The sequence below is a fragment of the Roseateles sp. P2_H4 genome (assembly GCF_056403315.1).
Map to the genome: position 1 here is coordinate 59,986 of NZ_JBFUFR010000004.1, position 19,649 is coordinate 79,634.

Genomic DNA, 19,649 nt, shown 5'->3' on the forward strand with positions numbered 1-19,649 from the left:
GTCAAGAGATGTAACGGCGCCATGAGGTTTGTGTAGGGGATTCTTGATGGCTGGTGTCGGGGATGCCAGAAACCCCTCATCACCCCCTCGCCATGACTGCATTGCACGAACAAGATGCGCGCCATGCTCATTTCTGACCCACTCGACGCCGCGGCACCACTGGTGCTGCTGGCCGGCGCCGCGCTCGACGGCGCTGCCGCGCTGCTGCGCGAGGCCGGCTATCGCGTGCGCAGCGTCGCCTCGGGCGCCGCCCTGGCGCGCCTGGCCGTCGGCGAGCCCGCGCCCGGCCTGATCCTGCTGGGTGAGACGGTGGCTGACCAGCATGGCCTGGACCTGCTGAGCCGGCTGCGCAACGACGACGAGACGCGAGCCATTCCCGTGCTCTTCGTCTCCAGTGGCGGTGACGAGGAGCTGGCGCTGGGCCTGGGCGCTTGCGACTGCCTGAGCCTGCCGCTGCGCCCGCTGCTGCTGCTCGCGCGCGTGCAGGCTCATCTCCAACTGCACCGCCTGCTGGCAATGAGTGCCGCCAACCCGCTGGGAGCCGCCGCTTGAGCGCCCTGCCCCTGCCCGCCGCGGGCCCGGCACGCTGGTGGCGCCGGCTGCGCGATTTCGGCGGCGCCCGCCTGCTGCGGCGCCGCAGCCATGCCTTGAGCGCCCAGGCCTTGCAGATGCTGAATGCCGTGCTGGCCGATGCCGGCGTCGCCGTCATCGTGCATGACGCCGAGGGGCGTTGCCTGGTCTGCAACGACGAGGCCGCGCGCGTGGGCGGCCTGGGCGTGGCGCCGCTGCCCGGCCTCAACCTCATCGGCCGCCTGCCGGACGCGATGCTGGACGGCCCGGCCGAGCGGGCCGCGACCGATGTCGACGTCGAGACCTGGCAGACGCCGGCCGGCCCGCGGCTGTTCCGCGTCAACCGCGGCCGCCTGCCCGGCGAGGGTGAACCGCGCTACCTCATCGCCCGCGACGTCACCGAGCAGCGCCAGGATGCCGAGCGCCTGGCGCGCAGCGAGCAGCAGCTGTCGCTGGCGATGCGCGGCGCGGCCCTGGGCCTGTGGGACTGGCAGGTGGCCAGCGGCAGGGTGCATGTCAACGAGCGCTGGGCCGAGATGCTGGGCTACCGCGTCGACGAGATCGAGCCGCACCTGGACAGCTGGCGTGCCCTCGTCCACCCCGACGACTGGGCCGCCATCGACGCCTCGCTGCTGCCGCATCTGCGCGGCGCCACCGACAGCTACCGCTGCGAGCACCGGCTGCGCCACCGCGATGGGCATTGGATCTGGGTGCTGGATGCTGGCCAGGTCGTCGAGCGCGATGCCGACGGCCGCGCGCTGCGCGCCCTCGGCATCCACCTCGACGTGAGCGACCGCCGCGGCGCCATCGACGCGCTGGAACACTCCCGCCGCGAGCTGGAGCTACGCGTGCAGGAGCGCACGGCCGCGCTGGAACGGGCGTCGGCCGAGGCGCGCGCGGCCAGCGAGGCCAAGTCGGCCTTCCTGGCCAATATCAGCCACGAGATCCGCACGCCGATGAATGCCATCGTCGGCATGTCGCGCCTGCTGTCGCGCTCGGCGACCGATGCCGAGCAGGCGGCGCGCCTGGCCACCATGGAGAACGCCGCCGGCCATCTGATGACTCTGATCGGCGACGTGCTGGACCTGTCCAAGATCGAGGCCGGCCACATGGAGTTGGAGCAGCTGCCGCTGGCCCTGCCCGAGCTGCTGCGGCAGTCCCTCAGCCTGTTCGGCCCGCAGGCCCAGGCCAAGGGCATTGCGCTGCGCCTGTGCGCCACCGGCCTGCCGAAGCGCCTGCTCGGCGACCCGACGCGGCTGCGCCAGGCCGTGCTCAACCTGGTGGCCAATGCGGTGAAGTTCACCGACAGCGGCGAGGTGGTGCTCAGCGTGACCCAACTGCCTGACGATGTCGGTGCTGGCGACGACGCGGTGCGGCTGCGCTTCGAGGTCAGCGACACCGGCCCGGGCTTCGGCCCCGAGGTGGCGGGCCGCCTCTTCAGCGCCTTCGAGCAGGGCGACGCGACCATCGCGCGACGCCACGGCGGCACCGGCCTCGGCCTGGCCATCACGCGGCGCATCGCCGAGATGATGGGCGGCGAGGTCGGCCTGTCCAGCCGGCCCGGCCAGGGGGCGCGCTTCTGGTTCACGGCCCGGCTGGCGCGCGACCATCGCCCGCGCGGCTTCGAGGAAGGCCAGTCGCTGCGCCTGTCGCCCGCCGACCTGCTGCGCATGCGCCACCACGGCCGGCGCGTGCTGCTCGTCGAAGACAACCCCGTCAACCAGGAGATCGCGCTGGCCGTGCTGGCCCAGGGCGCGCTGCAGGTTGCCGTGGCGCCCGATGGCGAAAGCGCCTTGCGCGAAGCCGCCAGCGGCCCCTTCGACGCCGTGCTGATGGACCTGCACCTGCCCGACATGGATGGCTTCGAGGTCACGCGCCGCCTGCGCGAGGCCGGCCTGGCGGCGCCGGTGCTGGCGCTCACGGCCAGCGCCATGCCGCTGGAGCGCGAGCGCTGCGAGCGCCTGGGGCTGGCCGCCTTCCTGACCAAGCCGCTGGACCCGGACGCGCTGCACGAGGCGCTGCTGGCAGCGTTTGCCTGCGTGCCGCAACCGGCCTGAGCGGTTTCAGTCGGCCGCGATGGCCTCGATCTCCAGCAGCCAGTCGCTGTCGTAGATGCCGGCGATCAGCACCGTCAGCGCCGGGCTGCGCGCGCCCAGCACCTCGCGGCGGATGGCGGAGTTATCCAATGCGTGTTTGCGATCGCCGAGATAGGTGGTGACCTTGACGAGGTGGTCCAGCGTCATGCCGGCCGCCTTCAGCTGGGCGTCGATATGGGCCCAGACGAGACGGCATTGCGCGGCGAAGGTTGCGGGCACGGCGCCGGCCTTGTCGACAGGAATCTGGCCGCTGATGAAGAGCAGGCGCGACGGCGCCTTCACCTCCAGGGCCTGGGCATAGCCGCCCGATGGGGCGGGTGCTTCGGCGGCGTTGATGGCGCGTGTCTTGACCATGGCGGCTCCTGCGATGGGTGGCGTCGTCGCGAGGCCAACGGCCAGGGTGCGGCGTGTGAGGTTCATGGCTTGCTCCGGGTGCAGGCGGGTGGCCAGGACCGGTCGGGGTTGGGGGTCAGGTCGGCGAGAAAGAGTTCACCCGAGCGCTCGCCGTCTGCCTGCGCAAACAGCAGCCGGTCGCCCTTGGGTGACAGCAGCGGACCGACCTGGAAGACATCGTCGCGGGCCGCCACGCGGCCCAATGGCTGCCAGCCCTCGCCCGCCCTGGCGTAGCGATAGAGATGCGAGCGGCCCTCGCGGTCGGACACGACGACGGCCTGGCTGGCGTCGCGGGATATCTCGATCTCGTAGTCGTTCTTCGCGCTGTTCAGCGGTGCGCCGAGGTTGCCGACGCGCCAGCTGCCGTCGGCCTGCGGGCTGGCGACATAGACGTCGTTGCCGCCCAGGCCGCCGGGGCGGTCAGAGCCGAAGAAGAGGCGGCCGTCGGGCAGCAGGCGCGGCAGCAATTCGGCCTGCGGCGAGTTGACGGGCTCGGGCAGGCGGCGCGGCGCCAGCCAGCCGCCACGGCCGTCCGCATCGGCCACCCAGATGTCGAGGTCATCGCCCTGCTTGCCCGGGAAGGACCGCGACGACACGAACCAGAGCTGGCGCCCATCGGCAGTGATGAAGGGGTCGGCGTCGTTGGCGGGCGGCGGCGCCGCAAAGGGCACGGGCGTGGCCTCGCCCCAGCCGGCCGGGCCGCAGGTCGACTGCATGAGGCGGTAGGTCGAGAACTGCTTGTCGGCGCGCATGAAGACCATGCTGCGGCCATCGGGTGTGAAGGTCGGCGAGGCCTCGTATTGGTCCGTCGAGACGCGCTCGGGCGTCCAGCGCAGCGGCGGGTTCACGGCGGCGGCGGCGAGCACAAGGGCGATCAGGGTGTTCATGAGGGGCGGATTCTGCTGAAAGCCGCCGCGGCGGTCAGCCCCCACCTACAGGCAGACGTCTGTCACGCCGACGGCACAGCGGGGCGGCAGGCTGGATAGTGATCCGACAGCCATCAAGGAGCCGCCATGAGCGTCAGCCTGCATCCCACGATTTCGGCATCGCGTGTCGAAGGGACCAACGTCTACAACCTCGCCGGCGAAAAGCTCGGCGCCATCGACGACCTCGTCATCGACAAGCGCAACGGTCATGTCCGCTATGCCGCGCTGGAGTTCGGCGGCTTCCTGGGCCTGGGCGCGGACCGCTTCCCGCTGCCCTGGAGCATGCTGACCTATGACACCGAGAAGGACGGCTATGTCGTCAACCTCGACATGGAGCAGCTCAAGACCGGCCCGCGCTATGCGAAGGACGAGCGGCCCGACTACACCGACGATTTCGGCCGCGACGTCTACGCCCACTACGGCGCCGTCTGGGTCTGAGGCCCGAGCCGCCCATGGCCGCAGCCGCCAACCCGCGCGCCATCTGGAAAGGGGCCATCTCCTTCGGCCTCGTGCATGTGCCGGTGTCGCTGCACACCGCCACGCAGGAGCAGGAGATCGACTTTGACTGGCTGGACAAGCGCAGCATGGATCCGGTGGGCTACAAGCGCATCAACAAGCGCACCGGCAAGGAGATCGCGAAGGAGCACATCGTCAAGGGCGTGAAGCTCGAGGGCGACGACTACGTCGTGCTGTCCGACGACGAGATCAAGGCGGCCTACCCCAAGCGCACGCAGACCATCCAGATCGAGAGCTTCGTGAAGGCGGCGGACGTGTCCTTCGTCTACATCGAGAAGCCCTACTACCTGGCGCCCGACGGCCGGGCCGATCGCGTCTATGCGCTGCTGCGCGAGGCGCTGGAGAGTGCCGGCGTCATCGGCATCGCCCGCTTCGTGCTGCACAACAAGGAGCACCTGGCCGCGCTGATCCCCGCCGGCCCGGCGCTGATGCTGGGCACGCTGCGCTGGGCCGAGGAGATCCGCTCACCAGACGCGCTGGAGCTGCCCAAGGCGGGTGCTGCCGGCGTCAAGCCCGCGGAGCTGAAGATGGCCCGGCAGCTCATTGCGCAGATGACGTCGGCCTGGAAGCCCGAGAAGTTCAAGGACGACTTCACGAGCGCCATCCATGCGCTGGTGAAGGCCAAGGCCAAGGCCGGCAAGAAGGCGACCGTGAAGCCCTTCGAGGAAGCGCCCGAGGCGGGCGGCAGCAATGTCGTCGACCTGACCGAGCTGCTGCGCCAGAGCCTGAGCGGCAAGGCCAAGGCGCCGGCGAAGAGGGGCGGCACCAGCCGCAAGAAAGCGGCCTGAGGTCAACGTCAGGCGCGTTGGTTTCAGCTCGCGCGACGACGCGTGATGCAGGCGACGCCCGCCAGCCCGGCCAACCACAACAGGGCCGTGCCGGGCTCCGGCACCGCCAACGCCTGTTGAGCGAATTCGAAGCTGACGGTGCCGAAGCGAGCCCCATGTGCGGGGTCGGGCGAATACTCGTAGGCCTTGAAGTTGGCGGCGTAGAGCAAGGTGCCCGGCAGCACGGCGCCATAGTCGATGGCCTCGGTCAGCCGCGTGAACCCGGCGTTGTTGACCGCCGCAGTGGCACTGTTCAGATTGGCGTAGACGATGGCGTCGAAGTTGGTCTGCGTGACCACCACGTTGCCCATCGTGACCGAGTAGCCGCTGAGGCCCATCCCCGCCGCGTTGGTGATGCTGAAGTAGGCCAGCGTCGCATCGATGTAGTTGCCGGTCTTGACCGTCTGGGCGAACGGGTCGAAGCGGGAGGCCTGGCCCACGACGCCGAAGTCCATCGCCAGCGTGAAGCCGATGCTGCCGGGGCTGCTGTCGGGCGTGAAGACGATCGCCGCAGCGTCCGGCGCCAGCTTCGTGTTGCCGGCAAACGGCCCGTTGTTCCAGACCGGGTGCGATGGCAGCTGCCGCTGGGTGAAATCGAAATTGGAGCCTGCGATGGTGCAGTTGCCCAGCGTGAGGATCTGGTCGAAGGTCGCGGTCGGGCAGACCGTGGCAGACGCGGGGGCCGACAGCACCAGCGCCAGGGCTGGCGCCAGCAGCGGGGGAAGGCGATCGCGCTGGCTTGCCGCAGCAGTCATGGGGCTCTCCTGATCGTGGGATGGAGCCGCCGATGTTGCGCGCCCGTCCGGCAGTGCTCCACCCACGGATGACCCACAGTTGAGCGGGGCAACGGTCGTCGCGCTCCTGACGCTCGCCCAGCGCATGGCCATCGAGCAACTGCTGCCTGCAGAGAAGCCCCCGATGAAGAAGGGCGGACTGGAACGTGCGCTGAAGGCGCTGGACGCACCGGCCAAGCCGTGATGGCCTAGTCCTGGGCCACGCGCACGACGGTCTTGCCGAAGTTGCCGCCCTGCAGCAGCCGGGCCAGGGCCGCCGGCGCCTGCTCCAGGCCGTCGACGATGTCCTCGCGCAGCGTGAGGCGCCCTGAAGCCAACCAAGCACTCATGTCGCGGCGGAAGGCGTCGAAGCGCTCGCCACAGTGGTCCAGGATGATGAAGCCCTGAACACGGACGCGCTTGGCGAGCACGGTTGCCAGGTCGGGGCCGGGCGCGGGTACCGCATCGTTGTAGTGCGAGATGAAGCCGCAGACCGGCACGCGGGCATTGACGTTCAGCAGCGGCAGCACCGCGGCCAGGACCTCGCCACCGACGTTTTCGAAATAGACGTCGATGCCTTGCGGGCAGGCCGCCGCCAGTCGCTCGGCGAGGTCCGGCGCATGGCGGTCCAGGCAGGTGTCGAAGCCCAGCACCTCGACGGCGTGGCGGCATTTGTCCGCACCGCCGGCAATGCCGACGACGCGGGCGCCTTTCAGCTTGGCGAGCTGCCCGACGACCGCGCCGACCGCGCCGGTGGCGGCGGCGACCACCACGGTCTCGCCCGGCTTGGGCTGGCCAATGTCCAGCAGGCCGACATAGGCCGTGAAGCCCGGCATGCCCAGGCCACCCAGCGCATGCGAAGGCTGCTTCACATCGCCTACTTCACCGAGCCCCAACAGGTCGCTGCCATCGGACAGGGCGTAGTCCTGCCAGCCGGCATTGGCCAGCACCAGCTCACCCTCTTTGAAAGCGGCATGGTGTGACGCGACGACGCGGCTGACCGTGCCACCCACCATGACGCCGCCCAGCGGCACCGGTGGCGCATAGCCGGGGCCGACCGGCGCCATCAGGTTGCGCTGATAGGGGTCGACGGAGAGGTAGAGGGTGCGCAGCAGCACCTGGCCGTCGGCGGGCTCGGGCACAGGCTGGGTGTCGAGGCGGAAGTGCTCCGCGCCGGGCAGGCCCTGCGGATAGGCGGCGAGGGTGAGGCGGCGGTTCATGTCTGTTCTCCGTTCGTATGTGTGACTGCGGGCCGAGCGCCGGGCCGCTCCCTAGCCGGCCCGCGCTGGCGATGTGCATGCGGCTCGACGCCGCATGCATCGCCGTCCCCTCGGGGGACCGACCGGGTGCGCCCGCGTTCAGCGCGGCGCGACTGGGCGAGGGGCTGCTTCAACCGGACGAGGGCCATGGCGCAGCGTCAGCAACGTGCCCAGCGTCAACGCGACGACGGCGAAGGCCGGGCCGCCGAGAGCGCCGATGCGGTCCACCAGCAGGCCGCCGCCGATGGCGCCGCTGGCGATGGCGATCTGGAAGCCGGCCACCATCAGCCCGCCGGCGCCTTCGGCCTGGTCGGGCGCGGCGCGCACGATCCAGGTCTGGAAACCGACCGGGAAGGCGCCGAAGGCAAAGCCCCACAGCGTGATGGCGATGGCCGTCACCACGGCTGAGCTGCCGGCGACGAGCAGGCTGGCCGCCAGCACCGCGATCAGCACGCCGCCCGCCACGATGGCATGGCGCTCGCTGCGCCCGGCCAGCCAGCCACCGGCGAAGTTGCCGAAGAAGCCGCCGATGCCATAGCCCAGCAGCACGCCGGAGATGGCGCCGACCGACAGGTGGGTGACCTGCTCCATCAGCGGCCGGATGTAGGTGAAGCCGGCGAAGTGGCCGGAGACGACCAGCAGCACCGCCAGCAGGGCCACGCGCACCGGCGGGCGGCGCAGCAGTTCGGCCAGCACGCGCAGGTCGGGCTTGTCACGCGGCGGCAGGGGCGGGAGGGTGGCGGCCTGCACGGCCAGCGTGACGAGGCTCACCACGCCGGCCGCGATGAAGGCGCTGCGCCAGCCCCAGACGTCACCCATCCACGCGCCCAGCGGCGCCGCGCAGACGGTGGCCACCGACACGCCGGTCAGGATGATGGACATGGCGCGCGCGAACTGCGCCGGCGGCACCAGCCGCAGCGCCAGCGCCGCCGACATCGACCAGAAGCCGCCCAGGGCCACGCCGAGCATCACCCGCGCCACCAGCAGCAGGCCCAGGCTGCTGGCCGTCGCCGCGAGGGCGTTGGACAGCAGCAGCAGCACCGTGAAGGCCAGCATGACGACGCGGCGGTCCAGCCGGCGCGTCAGCAGCGGCAGCGAAGGCGCGGCAATGGCGCCAACCAGGGCCGTGGCCGTAACGGCCTGGCCGGCCGCGCCATCGCTGACGCCCAGGTCGGTGGCCATGGCCGTCAGCAGGCTTGCCGGCAGGAACTCGGCCATGACGAGGCCAAAGACGCCCAGCGTCAGCGAGCCGATGGCGGGCCAATGGTGGGTGGGGGCGGGTAGCGGGGGGACGGGAGCGGCATTGGCACCCGCGTCTAGGCATTGGGAGCAGGGAGAGGACGACACGACAAAGACCCTGGAGTGGCTAACGGTCTCATGCTAGGCATAGGATTCCGGCGTTTGAATGCCGAAAGAGCCGAGATGCTTGACTATTCGTCCAAGGGCCTCGAGACGGAGCCTGGCGTGCCCGACACGCTGACCCAGGTGCTGCTGGGCCTGCGCCTGGACGGTGTGGAGTACGGCCGCTGCCTGATGCGCGGCCCCTGGGCCGTGGCTTTTCCTGCCCAGGCCGCGGCGCGATTTCACTTCGTCGCCAGCGGCGGCGCCTGGCTGCGCACGGCGGCCACCGACTGGCAGCGCCTGAACGCCGGCGACGCCGTGCTGTTGCCCCATGGCAGCTTCCACATCCTGGCCAGCGCGCCGGACGTGCCGACGGTGGACATAGCCACCCTGTCGCGCGTGGCCGTGGCCGACAACATCTACCTCGTCGGCGGCGAGCACTTCGGGCCGCCGCAGCCCAGCGAGCCGCCGCCCGACGTGATGTTCTGCGGCGCGCTGCGCTTCAACCTCGACCCGCTGCACCCGCTGATCGCCATGATGCCCACCGTCATGCTGGCCGGCGACCTGGCCAACAAGGACGCCACCGTGCCGGCCCTGCTGGACGCCATGGAGCGCGAGGTGGCGCTGGACCGCATCGGCGCCTGCGGCATCCTGGCCCGGCTGGCCGATGCGCTCGCCGCCAGCATCATCCGCGCCTGGGTGGAATGCGGCTGCAGCGACTCGACCGGCTGGGTCGCCGCGGTGCGCTGCCCCAAGATCGGCAAGGTCATCGCCGCCATCCATGCCGACCCCGAGCGCGACTGGAATGTGCCCGAGATGGCCGCGCTGATGGGCGCCTCGCGCTCCAGCTTCGCCGAGGCCTTCACGCGCACCCTGGGCGAGAGCCCGGCCAAATACGTCGCCAAGGTCAAGATGTTCCAGGCCAGGCGCTGGATCGCCCAGGACGGCATGCGGGTCGCCACGGCCGCGGACCGATTGGGTTATGAGTCCGAGGCTTCGTTCAGCCGGGCGTTCAAGCGGGTGATCGGGCATGCGCCGAGTGCGGCGCGAGCGGGCTGAGCGCCGCGGGGTGGCCGCCTAAAATCCGGCGCCCAACCGCGCGCTGTGCTGCGTCCTGATGTCCACCACCACTCTGCTTCTGCAACTCATCGTCATCCTCGGCGTGGCCCGCGGCTGCGGCTGGTTGCTGCGTCATCTGGGCCAGCCGCAGGTGGTGGGCGAGATGGCCGCCGGCCTTGTCCTGGGCCCGGCCGTCATGGGCTTCTACATGCCGGACCTGCACGCGCAGCTGTTCGCCAAGCCGCTGCTGGGCGGCCTGAACGCGCTGGCCACGCTGGGCCTGGTGCTCTTCATGTTCGTCGTCGGCCTGGAGATCCGCGCGCCGGGCGGAATGCGTTCGCAGCTGCGTGCGGCCGGCAGCGTCGGCCTGCTCAGCGTCATCGCGCCGGCCGCCCTGGCGCTGGCCATCACGCCGGCCCTCTACCCGGGTCTCGCGCCGGCGGGCGTGGGCTTCTGGCCGTTTGCGCTGTTCATGACGGCCGCGATGTCCATCACCGCCTTCCCCGTCATGGCGCGCATCCTGAAGGACCGCGGCATGACGCAGACCCGCTTCGGCCAGCTGGCCCTGGCGGGTGCTGCGGTCGTCGACGTGTTCGCCTGGATCCTGCTGGCCCTGGTAGTCGCGCTGGCCGGTGCTGGTGAAGGCTATGCCGGCCTGGCCCGCATCGTGGGTGGCGCGGTGGTGATCCTCGCGGTGCTCTACCTTGTCGTGCGCCCGCTGTACGCCCGCCTGCTGGCCGCGCGAGCGCCCGACGGCGAGCCGTCGCTGGGCGTGCTGGCGGCGCTGATGCTGGGCCTGCTGGCCTGTGCGGCGGCCACCGAATGGCTGCATCTGCACGCCGTGTTCGGCGCCTTCTTGTTCGGCGCCACGCTGCCGCGCGACGACCGCCTGCTGCAGTCGGTGATGCAGCGCATCGAACCGCTGTCTATCGTGCTGCTGATGCCGCTGTTCTTCGCGCTCGCCGGCTTGTCGACCACGCACTCGGCTTTCACCGGCGGCGCGCTGGGCGCCATGCTGCTGGTGGTGGGCGTGGCGACGGTCGGCAAGCTGGTGGGCGGCTGGCTGGGCGCGCGCGTGGCCGGCCTCAACGGCGCCGAAAGCATGGCCACCGGCGCGCTGATGAACGCCCGCGGCCTGATGGAGCTCATCGTCATGAAGGTCGGCCTGGACGTCGGCCTCATCGGGCCCGACATGTTCACCATCCTGCTCATCATGGCCCTGGCCACGACGGCGATGACCAGCCCGTTGATCACGCTGGCGTTGCGGTATCGCAAGCGAGTGGAGAACGCGAAGGCGGCTTGATGCAGATTCAGATCAGTTCCGACGACTACCTGTCCGCGATTCGCGCGGGCATGAAGCCTCGCCCTGCCTTTGCCGTGCTGGGCGGGCTGATCGTCGTCCTGGCCCTGATCGCGGTGGTCTTCACCTTGTACGCCTGGCGTCTTCAAGAGCGTGGCTGGACCGATGTGCTCTGCCTGGCAGCGATCGCCTACATTCCCGCTTGGTACTGGCTTTACCTGCCCTGGAAGGTGCGACGCCTGTATGCGCAGCAGCGCTCCCTGCAAGAGCCGGCATCGGTCGAAATTGGTGTGGCCGGCCTCCAGTTCAGCACCGCGACCGGCGGCGGCCTGCTGCCCTGGGAGAACATCTATCGATGGCGGGAAAGCAGGACCGTCTTTGTTCTCTACCAGTCCGACGCGTTGCTCCATCTGATCCCCAAGCGATGCTTCGATTCGCCGCAGGCTCAGAACGACTTCAGGGTGCTGCTGCTTCGCCAGGTGGGACCTGTTGGCAAGCCGCGCAAGCTGTCGTGATGCCTTGCGGCGATCCTGGCTAATATCGCCGCCCATCTGAATCGTTAGGCCGAGCGCCGGTTTCCGCGGCGCAGGCCACCACCGGCATGCGTCGTCATCTCTGTCTGTCATCAGCCCTCGCGCTGGCATCTCTGCTTCTCGGCCTGACCGCCTGTGGAGGCGGGGGCGACAACAAGGAATCGGTAGTCTGCACGGCCAACGTCGAAACCGAGGGGCCCGCGCTCATCCTCGCCTCGGTACAGAGCGCCGCCACGTCGGCACCCATTCCGGTGGTCATCCTGAGCGATCTGATGACCAACGGTCTGAGCTTCCCGGCCGAGTTCGTGTCGACGCAGCGGAGCTTGAACGTCCGGGTGGTCGGCAAGACCCTCGAATGCACGCTGCCATGCGGTTTCTCGGCGGCGACGGGCGACCAGTCCTTCACTGTCTCGGCTCCAGGCTATGTGCCGCTGAAGGTGACGGCCCAGGGCTCCTACGCCGGCCGGCGTGGTGAATGCCCGCCGACATTGACGGATGCGGCTCGGATCACGGTGAAGCTGGATCCCGTCTAGGCGCGCGGCCTGTCGGCCGGATCAACGGCTTGTGCTTCGGCTGGCACGGTTCGTCGTCCACCGGTCGCAGGCCATCGTTGCGCTTTGCAAACTGCCGGCATTGCAGGCTTTGCAAGGAACCCTCATGCGCCTTCTTCTGACGCGGCTAATGGCCGGACTGTTCTCGGCCGCCCTGGCCTTCCCCTGCCTTGCGCAGGACGCCACGGCCCGCTCCGGGCCGCTTTATGACGAACTCGCCGGCATGGACGCCGCGCTGTTCGAGGCGGCCTTCGCAACCTGCGATGCGGCCAAGTTCCGGGCCCTCTTCACCGAGGACGCCGAGTTCTATCACGACAAGTCCGGGGCCAGTTTTGGCGAGGCGGTGAAGGTCATGAAATCCTGCCCCCGCGACAACGGCGTCTCCCGCACCCTGGTGCCGGGCAGCCTGGAGGTCTATCCCATGCAGGGCTACGGCGCCGTGCAGACGGGCCGGCACGTCTTTATTCGCAAGGGCGAACCGAGCTCGGAGGAGGCGAAATTCGTGCACCTGTGGAAGCGCGAGGCCGGGGGTTGGCGGTTGGCGCGGGTGCTGAGCTTTGACCACCGGCAGGTGGCGGCCAAGGCGCCCTAGGCTGCGAGGTCGCCGCTCGCGATTCTCAAGAATGGATTCTTGCGTTCAGCAGCCGGGTACATCCTCACCTTTGATGTACTTTTTCGCGTACGGCTCAGGAGCAAGGCACTCTTGCTTGTAATTGGTGCCTTTGTCTTCGAACCAAAATATGTAGCCATATTGCGCGCGCCGCCCCATCAGTACATATGTGTGACCGGCCTTAGCTTCAAGTTCGATCTCCGTCTCAGCCTTTGCCGTAGTAACAGTACCAGCGCTGAAACTATCGACATTCAAATACTTCACCTTCACGCGTCGGCTCCCCGGCAAAACGAGCAAGCCTTGAGTGAAAGGGGCGCCGCCGATGGCTGGGTTCACCACGTGTTCGCCGTCGATCTGATACACGTGGCGCCACAGCCTCGAACCTTCGGAGATTATCGCGACCTCATTCATCGGCCGCGCTGGGCCTGCATGCATTTGCTTTGGCGCAGGTGGCATAAGACCGCATCCGGCAACCAGTACAGAAAGAAGGATGAGGAAGGCGAAGGAGCGATTGCTCATATGCGGTGCGCGATAGCTGTAGAGATTTCGACAGTGCGAAACGAAAAGGCCCACGGCATGTGCTGTGGGCCTTTTCAATTCAATTCGGAAAATCTGGTTTGTCAGAACGGAATATCGTCATCCATATCGTCGAAGCCGGTCGCCGCCTTGGGCGCTGCGGCCGGAGCACGCGGAGCAGGCGGGCGCTGGGCTGCAGCCGGACGGGCTGCCGGGCGAGCACCGCCGCCGCCTTCCATGTCGTCGCCACCGCGGCCGTAACCGCCGCCGCCAGCACCACCTGCGCCAGCGCCGCGGCTGTAGCCACCGCCACCGCCGCCTTCGTCACCACCGCCGCCTTCACGGCCGCCGAGCAGCTGCATTTCGCTGGCGATGATTTCGGTGGTGTAGGTGTCGCGGCCTTCCTTGTCCTGCCACTTGCGGGTCTTCAGGCGGCCTTCGACATAGAGGGGGCGGCCCTTCTTGACGTACTCGCCGACGATCTCGGCCAGGCGGTCGTTGAAGACGACGCGGTGCCATTCGGTCTCTTCCTGGCGCTCGCCGGTCTCGCGGTTCTTCCAGTTGCGGGTGGTGGCCAGGCTGAGGGTGACCCAAGCGCCGCCGCTGGGGTTGTAGCGAACCTCGGGGTCTTTGCCGACGTTGCCGATGATGATGACTTTGTTGACGCTGGCCATGACGCTCGTCCGGATTTCTATGGGGAAGGGTGCGAATTATGCCGGGCGACCCCGCCAAAGCCCGTCAGCAACACCCCGGAGACCGCATCCCGCACCTCGGGGCCCGCACTTCGTCTCCCCACCCGCCGCCCGGCCGGCAGGCCTCCCTAAGATGAAGCCATGAACTCCCCGGGCCCCCGTCACAGCAACCGCCGCCTCTGGTTGGCATATGCCGGCGCCTGCGCCCTGGCCTGGTGCATGTTCGTGCTGGCCGGCAGCGAGTTCGACCGCGGGCTGGACCCGTTCTGGCTGGCCGTCTACCAGGCCACCACCATGCTGTGGGCGCCGATGCTGCTGGGCATCGCCGTCTGGCCGGTGGCGCGCCGCCTGCATGGCACCGACGCCGGCCCGGCCGCAACCGCCCTGGCCCACGCGATGGCGGCATTGTCGTTCTCGGCGCTGTGGCAGGCCGGCGAGTTCGCCGTCAATGCCGCCCTGTTCGGCACCGACCACGCCGGCGCCGTGCTGCTGGCGGGCATCCTGTGGCGCTCGGTGTGGGGCTTCGTGGTCTACGCCACCATCGCCACCGCCTTCACGGCCGTGCTGCAGTCGCGCGCGGCGCGCTCGGCGGCCGTGCATGCGGCCCAGGCCGAAAGCGCCCTGGCCAAGGCCGAGCTGTCGGCCATCAGCGGCAAGCTGAACCCGCATTTCCTGTTCAACACGCTGAACTCGCTGATCGCCCTGACCCGCAAGGACCCGGCCGCCGCCGAGGCCTCGCTGCTGAAGTTCTCCTCCATGCTGCGCTATGTGCTGGACACCAAGCGCGGCGCCGAGGACCGCGTGATGCTGTCCGACGAGATCGACTTCCTGCGCGACTACCTGGCGCTGGAAGCCCTGCGCCTGGGCCCGCGCCTGCGCGTCGACTGGGACCTGGAGGAGCGCGTGATGGCCGACGAGCTGCCGCCGCTCACGCTGCAGCCGCTGGTGGAGAACTCCATCCTGCACGCCGTGGCCAACCGCAAGGGCGGCGGCAAGGTGACCATCACCGCGCGCCGCAATGCCCTCAACCATGGCCTGGACCTGGCCGTGGCCGACGACGGCCCGGGCTGTGATCCCGAGGCCCTGGAACCCAAGCCCGGCCAGCGCCGCGGCGTGGGGCTGGCGGCGCTGAAGAAGCGCTTCGCGCTGGACTACGAAGGCAACGCGCGCCTGCGCATCCACACCGCTCCCGGCGCGGGATTTCGCGTCGACCTCTTCATTCCTCAGACATGAACACCACCACCGTCCTGATCGCCGAAGACGAACACCTGGCCGCCGAAGCCCTGGCCGACTGGGTCAAGGCCACGCCGGGCCTGCAGCTGGTGGCTGTCTGCGAGGACGGCGACGACGCGCTGGCACAGATCCGCGCCCTGAAGCCGGCGCTGGTGCTGACCGACATCCAGATGCCCGGCCTGACGGGCTTGCAGGTGGTGCAGGCCCTGCAGGGCGACGCCCACCAGCCGCGCATCATCTTCACGACGGCCTATGACCAGCATGCGCTGACGGCCTTCGAGCTGCATGCGGTGGACTATCTGCTCAAGCCCTTCTCGCGCGAGCGTTTCGACGAGGCCGTGGCCCATGTGCTGCGCGACGCCTCGCCCAGCCCCGCCGACGTGGCGCAGGCCCTGGGCGCAGCGCCCGACGCGCCGCTGACGCGCCTCTTGGTGCGCGACCAGGGCAAGATTTTCCCGCTGCAGGTGGACGCCATCGAGTGCCTGCGCTCCGACAACAAATACACCGCCATCACCAGCAAGGGCCGCAGCTTCCTGGTGCGCCTGCCCATCGCCGATTTCGAGACGCGGCTGGACCCGGCCCGCTTCCTGCGCGTGCAGCGCGGCTGCATCGTGAACCTGGACTTCGTGGACAACATGACCCCGGACGAGAACTCCCAGCTCGTCGTGCAGCTGCGTGACGGCACGCGCATCACGGCGAACCGCGAGGTGTCCAAGATGTTGAGGGAGCAGTCGCTATGAGAACCTTGTTGCTGACCCTGCTGCTCGCCGCCGGTCTGGCCCAGGCCCAGACGCCACCGCCAGCCCAGCCCGCCCCGCCGGCCAGCCCGGCGCCTGCGCCGCATGCGGCACCCGCGCCCCACCCGGCGCCCATGGCCCGGCCCGTGCCGCCGATGCCGCCCGAACCCGGCCGCGTCTATGCGCCGGGCGCCTTCGACCGGCTGGAGCTGGCCGGCGCCGCGCGCGTGGTCGTCGTGCAGGGCGACCGCGACCAATGCTTCATCGCCGGCGACGACGAGGTGCAGAAGAGCGTCGAGGTCGAACTGGCCGACCGCCAGCTCGTCATCCGCCCGAGCGGCGGCTGGAAGATCTGGCGCAGCGGCAAGCTCTTCGTGCAGGTGGAGATGCGCGAGCTGCGCCAGCTGTCCGTCTCCGGCGCCAGCGACGTGCAGGCGCCCGGGCCGCTGCGCGCCGACCAGCTCAAGCTCAGCATCAGCGGCGCCGGCAATGTGCGGCTGGACCAGTTGCAGGCCAAGCAGCTCGTCTTCACCATCTCCGGCGCCGGCGACGGCCAGCTCGCCGGCCGCGTCGACGACCTGGCGCTGCAGATCTCCGGCAAGGGCAAGGTCATCGCCGACCGCCTGCAGGCCAAGAGCGCCCGCGTCAACGTCAGCGGCCTGGGCAATGTGGTGCTGTGGGTCACCGACGACCTGGGCGCCCACATCTCCGGCATCGGCTCGGTGGACTACTTCGGCAACCCGTCGGTGCAGCGCTCGGTGTCGGGCATGGGGTCGATCAGCGCGCGCGGCGAGCGGCGGAACTAGGTATCGACAAGCAGGCTCGGTGCTGCGAACACCGCGCCAGCCAGTGAGCTTTGCTACCGGATCGTTGATCGCCGAGACTTGGCCGCGGCCATCGGTTGCGACATGGCAATCAGTGCATCTGCCCTGTGCTCACTGTGAGCCGAGAAGGCGCCGGCCGTGACCTCGATGTCCGCGCCGGAAATGCCCGCGGCACGGGCAACGTCGCGCCACTGGTCGACCACGGTCGCCACCTCTTCGACGATGGCGCCTGCCTCGGCGTCTGTGAGTCGATAAAACGCAGCTGTCGACCGCACCGTGCTCATGCTCGGGCGGTTGTCGACATCGTCGATGTTGAGCACATGCTCCGCTTTGTCGACGTTCGGGTTGACATCGAAGGCAGGAGACAGCCTCCAGCCATCTTTGCCAAGCAGGAACCCGTGATTGCGCAGGTGATCGTCTCGATTGCCGACGGCGACATTGAAAGCCACTCGACGGAACAGCTGCTTGAGGTCGCTGGCGACGTATGCAGGGTCTCCACCGGCACTCAGGAATTGGGCGAGCTCAAGGTAGCTCGCGCCCTCACTCTGTTCCCGGCGGAGCAGCGTCATGGCGGACGCATAGAAATGTCGCTTGCCATTGGCGCGATCGAATCGCTGGACGCAGAAGGTATGGAACTCGCTGTTCAACCTGACCGCGCGGGCGGCTGGGACACTGACGCCGGCCTTCTTGGCCATGGTGTGGACGACTGCCTCCCAGGCGCCTATGTCTCGGTCATCGTCATGCGATGGGAATTTCCCGATCCAGAGCGAGCCGTCCTGCTCGACGAAGTTCGCTTTCGGCCTGGCCCCGCCCAATGAAGCGCCTGGCGCCACCAGCACGGCCAGCCACCGACGCAGCGCGTCAAGATCGTCGATGCGCTTGCTCGTCAGCAACGTGGCCACGGCCTCGAGCTCGCGCAGGTTGGTCACGGGGGGTGCGGCCATCTTTTCGGCGCCGAGGAATTCCTCGGTGCCCTCCAGGCGGAATCGCAGCCCGCCTTGACGCGTGAGGTCCTGAACGCCGATCAGGAAGTCCCAGGCATAGAGATTCCGGGGCATTCGGCCTTCGTCCTTCGCCTGCAGAGCTTCTCGTCGCTTCATGAGCGTTTGGCCCCAGCGGTCCGGGGACGAGTCCAGGAAGATGCCGAAGTTGCCCAGCTCTGGCTTCGGAAAGTAGGGCTGGTCGCCGAGGGACAAATCGGGATCGACCGAAAATGCCAGCGGGTCCTTCAGCCAGTCTCGCTCATAGACGAAACGGACCTGGCCGCGATCGTGAGACAGCGTGCCTACACGCCGCGCGTCTTCAAGATCACAGTCGAGCCAGACCTCCAGGTTCGAGCCGCTCATCAAGATCCTCTCGGCGAGGACGCTGGCATGGCGCCGTGCTTTCGAGCGGGTTTGGGCTCCAACGCCAAGTCCTGAAGCTTGCGGCCCACTTGGTCGTCGGCCGCGAGCGACTCGATGTCTTTCTCGAGGCCCAGTACGGCGAGCACCCTCAGATAGGTCCCAAGTGTCGCGCCGGGGTCGCCAGCCTCCACGTTGTAAAGGGAGGAGCGAGAAATTCCGGCCCGGAGCGCAACGGTCATCGAGCTGAGCTTGCGGCGCAGCCGCGCCAGGCGCAGCCGCTCACCAAGAGCAGCAAGAAGACGCTGCTCCTGGGGGAAAACGACCGGCGGTTTACTGGGCATCGGGACAGGTCACTCGACTCACAATGTCCACCATTATGAACATTTCTATCGTGTTTTGTCCAACATGGTGGATCAATCCGCTCCGCTCTCTTCAAGCGACGGGCGTGACCATCAAGCGGCCTGCCGCAGCGCCTACCGTTCCAGGCTGCTTGTCAGGATCTGCAAGAGCTGGGCATCAAGTACCGCACCAGGCTCCCTTCCGGCGTGCAAATGCGCCTACTGCGGGTGGGATCGGGCGAGCGAACGGTATCGCCAGGCGGCCAGCAGGCCACCCACGGACATCAGCCACAACGAGGACGGCTCCGGCACCGGCGCGAAGGACTGGGCCCAGTTCAGCCCCGAGGGCGAAGTGACGGCGAAGAGGGACATGTCCGCCGGCACGTACACACCGCTGGCGTCCAGCACCGAGATCGCCGAGATGCCGTTCCAGTACGAAGAGTGGCCGAAATCAGCAGTGACCGAGGCTGCTTCGCTGGTGCTGCATTGCACGTCGCTCAAGCAGTCGATCTTGCCCGCAGACAGCGTCAGCCGCTCCGTGATGGTGAAGGGCGTGCCCAGCGTGATGGTGACTTTGATGTTGTGGATGCCCGAGTAGTACAGCGGGCCGCCGGCCACGGCGCTCACGTTGTCGACCGGGAACCCGCCCGGGAATGCCGGGTCGGAGTGGGCGCCCCAGCTGCCGAGGAAACCGGCTCCGTTGAAAGAGAAGTTCACCGAGGAATAGCCGCCCCCGGTCGGGTCGATCATGCCTTGCAGCGTGACACCCATGGTGACGCGCGCCTGGGTGCCGTTGAGCCCGGCCGAGCTGATCGTGAGGGTCTCCCCGTACACGCCTTCGGCAAAGGCGGTGCCCAGGTGGTTGCCGGCGCCGCCGAAGCTGGAGGCGTAGAGCTTGATGACACCCAGGGCCACCGAGGCATCAGCCGTGCCGCCGGCGCCGTTGCCGCTGGCCGATGAAGAGGAGCTGAACGTGCCGCTGTCGAAATCGTTCACGGGCGGGTCGAATTGCGTGCCAAGCGCGCTGGCCGACGTCCTGGCGACGGTCGTGCCTGCGCAGGCTGCGAAGGCGCAGCCGAGGGCGGTCAGGCCCACCAGGAGATGCCGGAGATTCATGGAGCCACTCCTCGAGACTGCCCGGCGCATCCGGGCCCGAGGCTTTTCTACGCTTGCGTCGCAGGGCGGGCAATAGATGCGGCGCCGTCCCCC

The 19,649-nt window shown here is 68.8% G+C and carries 23 protein-coding genes; 13 read left to right on the forward strand and 10 right to left on the reverse strand.

The window, feature by feature from the left end; all coding sequences use genetic code 11:
* Positions 1 to 123: 123 nt before the first annotated feature.
* Together AC1DW3_RS04210 and AC1DW3_RS04215 are read left to right on the forward strand one after the other, a co-directional pair.
* Entirely contained in the window at positions 124 to 552 is a 429-nt protein-coding gene (locus AC1DW3_RS04210; protein WP_477928876.1) for a response regulator, read from the forward strand.
* Positions 549 to 2,627, forward strand: coding sequence for a PAS domain-containing hybrid sensor histidine kinase/response regulator (locus AC1DW3_RS04215; RefSeq protein WP_477928878.1), 2,079 nt, complete (start codon positions 549 to 551; stop codon positions 2,625 to 2,627). The genes AC1DW3_RS04210 and AC1DW3_RS04215 overlap by 4 nt, the downstream gene beginning before the upstream one ends.
* A 6-nt stretch (positions 2,628 to 2,633) precedes the next feature.
* Here the strand turns inward: AC1DW3_RS04215 and AC1DW3_RS04220 are convergent, their stop codons facing one another.
* Both AC1DW3_RS04220 and AC1DW3_RS04225 read right to left on the reverse strand, forming a co-directional pair.
* Positions 2,634 to 3,086: a RidA family protein gene (locus tag AC1DW3_RS04220; RefSeq protein WP_477928880.1), complete on the reverse strand. Its 453-nt coding sequence runs from the start codon at positions 3,084 to 3,086 to the stop codon at positions 2,634 to 2,636.
* Positions 3,083 to 3,946 (reverse strand): TolB family protein, encoded by an 864-nt coding sequence (locus tag AC1DW3_RS04225; RefSeq protein ID WP_477928882.1) that lies wholly within the window; start codon positions 3,944 to 3,946, stop codon positions 3,083 to 3,085. The genes AC1DW3_RS04220 and AC1DW3_RS04225 overlap by 4 nt, the downstream gene beginning before the upstream one ends.
* Before the next feature lie 126 nt (positions 3,947 to 4,072).
* Between AC1DW3_RS04225 and AC1DW3_RS04230 the strand changes: the two genes are divergently transcribed.
* Both AC1DW3_RS04230 and ku read left to right on the forward strand, forming a co-directional pair.
* The gene (locus tag AC1DW3_RS04230) at positions 4,073 to 4,423 is read left to right on the forward strand and encodes a PRC-barrel domain-containing protein (RefSeq protein ID WP_477928884.1); all 351 of its coding nucleotides are present in this window, start codon (positions 4,073 to 4,075) and stop codon (positions 4,421 to 4,423) included.
* Between the two features lie 14 nt (positions 4,424 to 4,437).
* Positions 4,438 to 5,289, forward strand: coding sequence for a non-homologous end joining protein Ku (ku, locus tag AC1DW3_RS04235; RefSeq protein WP_477928886.1), 852 nt, complete (start codon positions 4,438 to 4,440; stop codon positions 5,287 to 5,289).
* Positions 5,290 to 5,312: 23 nt separating this feature from the next.
* Here the strand turns inward: ku and AC1DW3_RS04240 are convergent, their stop codons facing one another.
* Positions 5,313 to 6,083 (reverse strand): PEP-CTERM sorting domain-containing protein, encoded by a 771-nt coding sequence (locus AC1DW3_RS04240; protein WP_477928888.1) that lies wholly within the window; start codon positions 6,081 to 6,083, stop codon positions 5,313 to 5,315.
* Between the two features lie 79 nt (positions 6,084 to 6,162).
* Between AC1DW3_RS04240 and AC1DW3_RS04245 the strand changes: the two genes are divergently transcribed.
* On the forward strand, positions 6,163 to 6,306 hold the full coding sequence (locus AC1DW3_RS04245; protein WP_477928889.1) for a hypothetical protein: 144 nt from the start codon (positions 6,163 to 6,165) through the stop codon (positions 6,304 to 6,306).
* Positions 6,307 to 6,310: 4 nt separating this feature from the next.
* Here AC1DW3_RS04245 and AC1DW3_RS04250 read toward each other — a convergent pair whose 3' ends face one another.
* Complete coding sequence (locus AC1DW3_RS04250) at positions 6,311 to 7,321, reverse strand: NADP-dependent oxidoreductase (RefSeq protein ID WP_477928891.1); 1,011 nt, start codon at positions 7,319 to 7,321, stop codon at positions 6,311 to 6,313.
* 138 nt (positions 7,322 to 7,459) lie between these two features.
* Positions 7,460 to 8,707: an MFS transporter gene (locus AC1DW3_RS04255; RefSeq protein ID WP_477928893.1), complete on the reverse strand. Its 1,248-nt coding sequence runs from the start codon at positions 8,705 to 8,707 to the stop codon at positions 7,460 to 7,462.
* Positions 8,708 to 8,782: 75 nt separating this feature from the next.
* Here AC1DW3_RS04255 and AC1DW3_RS04260 point away from each other — a divergent pair, with 75 nt between their 5' ends.
* The 5 genes from AC1DW3_RS04260 to AC1DW3_RS04280 all read left to right on the forward strand — a co-directional run bounded on the left by AC1DW3_RS04260 (position 8,783) and on the right by AC1DW3_RS04280 (position 12,736).
* Positions 8,783 to 9,760 carry an AraC family transcriptional regulator gene (locus AC1DW3_RS04260; protein WP_477928895.1) on the forward strand — a complete coding sequence of 326 codons (978 nt, stop codon included), beginning with the start codon at positions 8,783 to 8,785 and terminating at the stop codon, positions 9,758 to 9,760.
* A gap of 58 nt (positions 9,761 to 9,818) precedes the next feature.
* The gene (locus tag AC1DW3_RS04265) at positions 9,819 to 11,063 is read left to right on the forward strand and encodes a cation:proton antiporter (protein WP_477928897.1); all 1,245 of its coding nucleotides are present in this window, start codon (positions 9,819 to 9,821) and stop codon (positions 11,061 to 11,063) included.
* Positions 11,063 to 11,575, forward strand: a complete 513-nt coding sequence (locus tag AC1DW3_RS04270; RefSeq protein ID WP_477928899.1) for a YcxB family protein — start codon at positions 11,063 to 11,065, stop codon at positions 11,573 to 11,575. Before AC1DW3_RS04265 ends, AC1DW3_RS04270 begins: the two co-directional genes overlap by 1 nt.
* A gap of 86 nt (positions 11,576 to 11,661) precedes the next feature.
* Positions 11,662 to 12,126, forward strand: a complete 465-nt coding sequence (locus AC1DW3_RS04275) for a hypothetical protein (protein ID WP_477928901.1) — start codon at positions 11,662 to 11,664, stop codon at positions 12,124 to 12,126.
* A gap of 124 nt (positions 12,127 to 12,250) precedes the next feature.
* On the forward strand, positions 12,251 to 12,736 hold the full coding sequence (locus tag AC1DW3_RS04280; RefSeq protein ID WP_477928903.1) for a nuclear transport factor 2 family protein: 486 nt from the start codon (positions 12,251 to 12,253) through the stop codon (positions 12,734 to 12,736).
* Positions 12,737 to 12,781: 45 nt separating this feature from the next.
* On the opposite strand, the gene AC1DW3_RS04285 is transcribed toward AC1DW3_RS04280, so the two are convergent.
* Together AC1DW3_RS04285 and ssb are read right to left on the reverse strand one after the other, a co-directional pair.
* Positions 12,782 to 13,273, reverse strand: a complete 492-nt coding sequence (locus AC1DW3_RS04285; protein WP_477928905.1) for a hypothetical protein — start codon at positions 13,271 to 13,273, stop codon at positions 12,782 to 12,784.
* A gap of 101 nt (positions 13,274 to 13,374) precedes the next feature.
* The gene (gene ssb / locus AC1DW3_RS04290) at positions 13,375 to 13,944 is read right to left on the reverse strand and encodes a single-stranded DNA-binding protein (RefSeq protein ID WP_477928906.1); all 570 of its coding nucleotides are present in this window, start codon (positions 13,942 to 13,944) and stop codon (positions 13,375 to 13,377) included.
* A 159-nt stretch (positions 13,945 to 14,103) separates the two neighbouring features.
* On the opposite strand from ssb, the gene AC1DW3_RS04295 reads away from it, so the two are divergent.
* The 3 genes from AC1DW3_RS04295 to AC1DW3_RS04305 are packed head-to-tail and all read left to right on the forward strand — an operon-like array spanning position 14,104 to position 16,738.
* Positions 14,104 to 15,195, forward strand: a complete 1,092-nt coding sequence (locus AC1DW3_RS04295; protein WP_477928908.1) for a sensor histidine kinase — start codon at positions 14,104 to 14,106, stop codon at positions 15,193 to 15,195.
* On the forward strand, positions 15,192 to 15,935 hold the full coding sequence (locus tag AC1DW3_RS04300; RefSeq protein ID WP_477928910.1) for a LytR/AlgR family response regulator transcription factor: 744 nt from the start codon (positions 15,192 to 15,194) through the stop codon (positions 15,933 to 15,935). Before AC1DW3_RS04295 ends, AC1DW3_RS04300 begins: the two co-directional genes overlap by 4 nt.
* Entirely contained in the window at positions 15,932 to 16,738 is an 807-nt protein-coding gene (locus AC1DW3_RS04305; protein WP_477928912.1) for a head GIN domain-containing protein, read from the forward strand. The genes AC1DW3_RS04300 and AC1DW3_RS04305 overlap by 4 nt, the downstream gene beginning before the upstream one ends.
* Positions 16,739 to 16,791: 53 nt before the next feature.
* Here AC1DW3_RS04305 and AC1DW3_RS04310 read toward each other — a convergent pair whose 3' ends face one another.
* The 3 genes from AC1DW3_RS04310 to AC1DW3_RS04320 all read right to left on the reverse strand — a co-directional run bounded on the left by AC1DW3_RS04310 (position 16,792) and on the right by AC1DW3_RS04320 (position 19,556).
* Positions 16,792 to 18,102, reverse strand: a complete 1,311-nt coding sequence (locus tag AC1DW3_RS04310; protein ID WP_477928914.1) for a type II toxin-antitoxin system HipA family toxin — start codon at positions 18,100 to 18,102, stop codon at positions 16,792 to 16,794.
* A complete protein-coding gene (locus tag AC1DW3_RS04315; protein ID WP_477928916.1) occupies positions 18,102 to 18,443 on the reverse strand; it encodes a helix-turn-helix domain-containing protein in 342 nt (113 codons plus the stop codon). The genes AC1DW3_RS04310 and AC1DW3_RS04315 overlap by 1 nt, the downstream gene beginning before the upstream one ends.
* Positions 18,444 to 18,659: 216 nt before the next feature.
* Positions 18,660 to 19,556: a PEP-CTERM sorting domain-containing protein gene (locus AC1DW3_RS04320; RefSeq protein WP_477928918.1), complete on the reverse strand. Its 897-nt coding sequence runs from the start codon at positions 19,554 to 19,556 to the stop codon at positions 18,660 to 18,662.
* Positions 19,557 to 19,649: the final 93 nt, after the last annotated feature.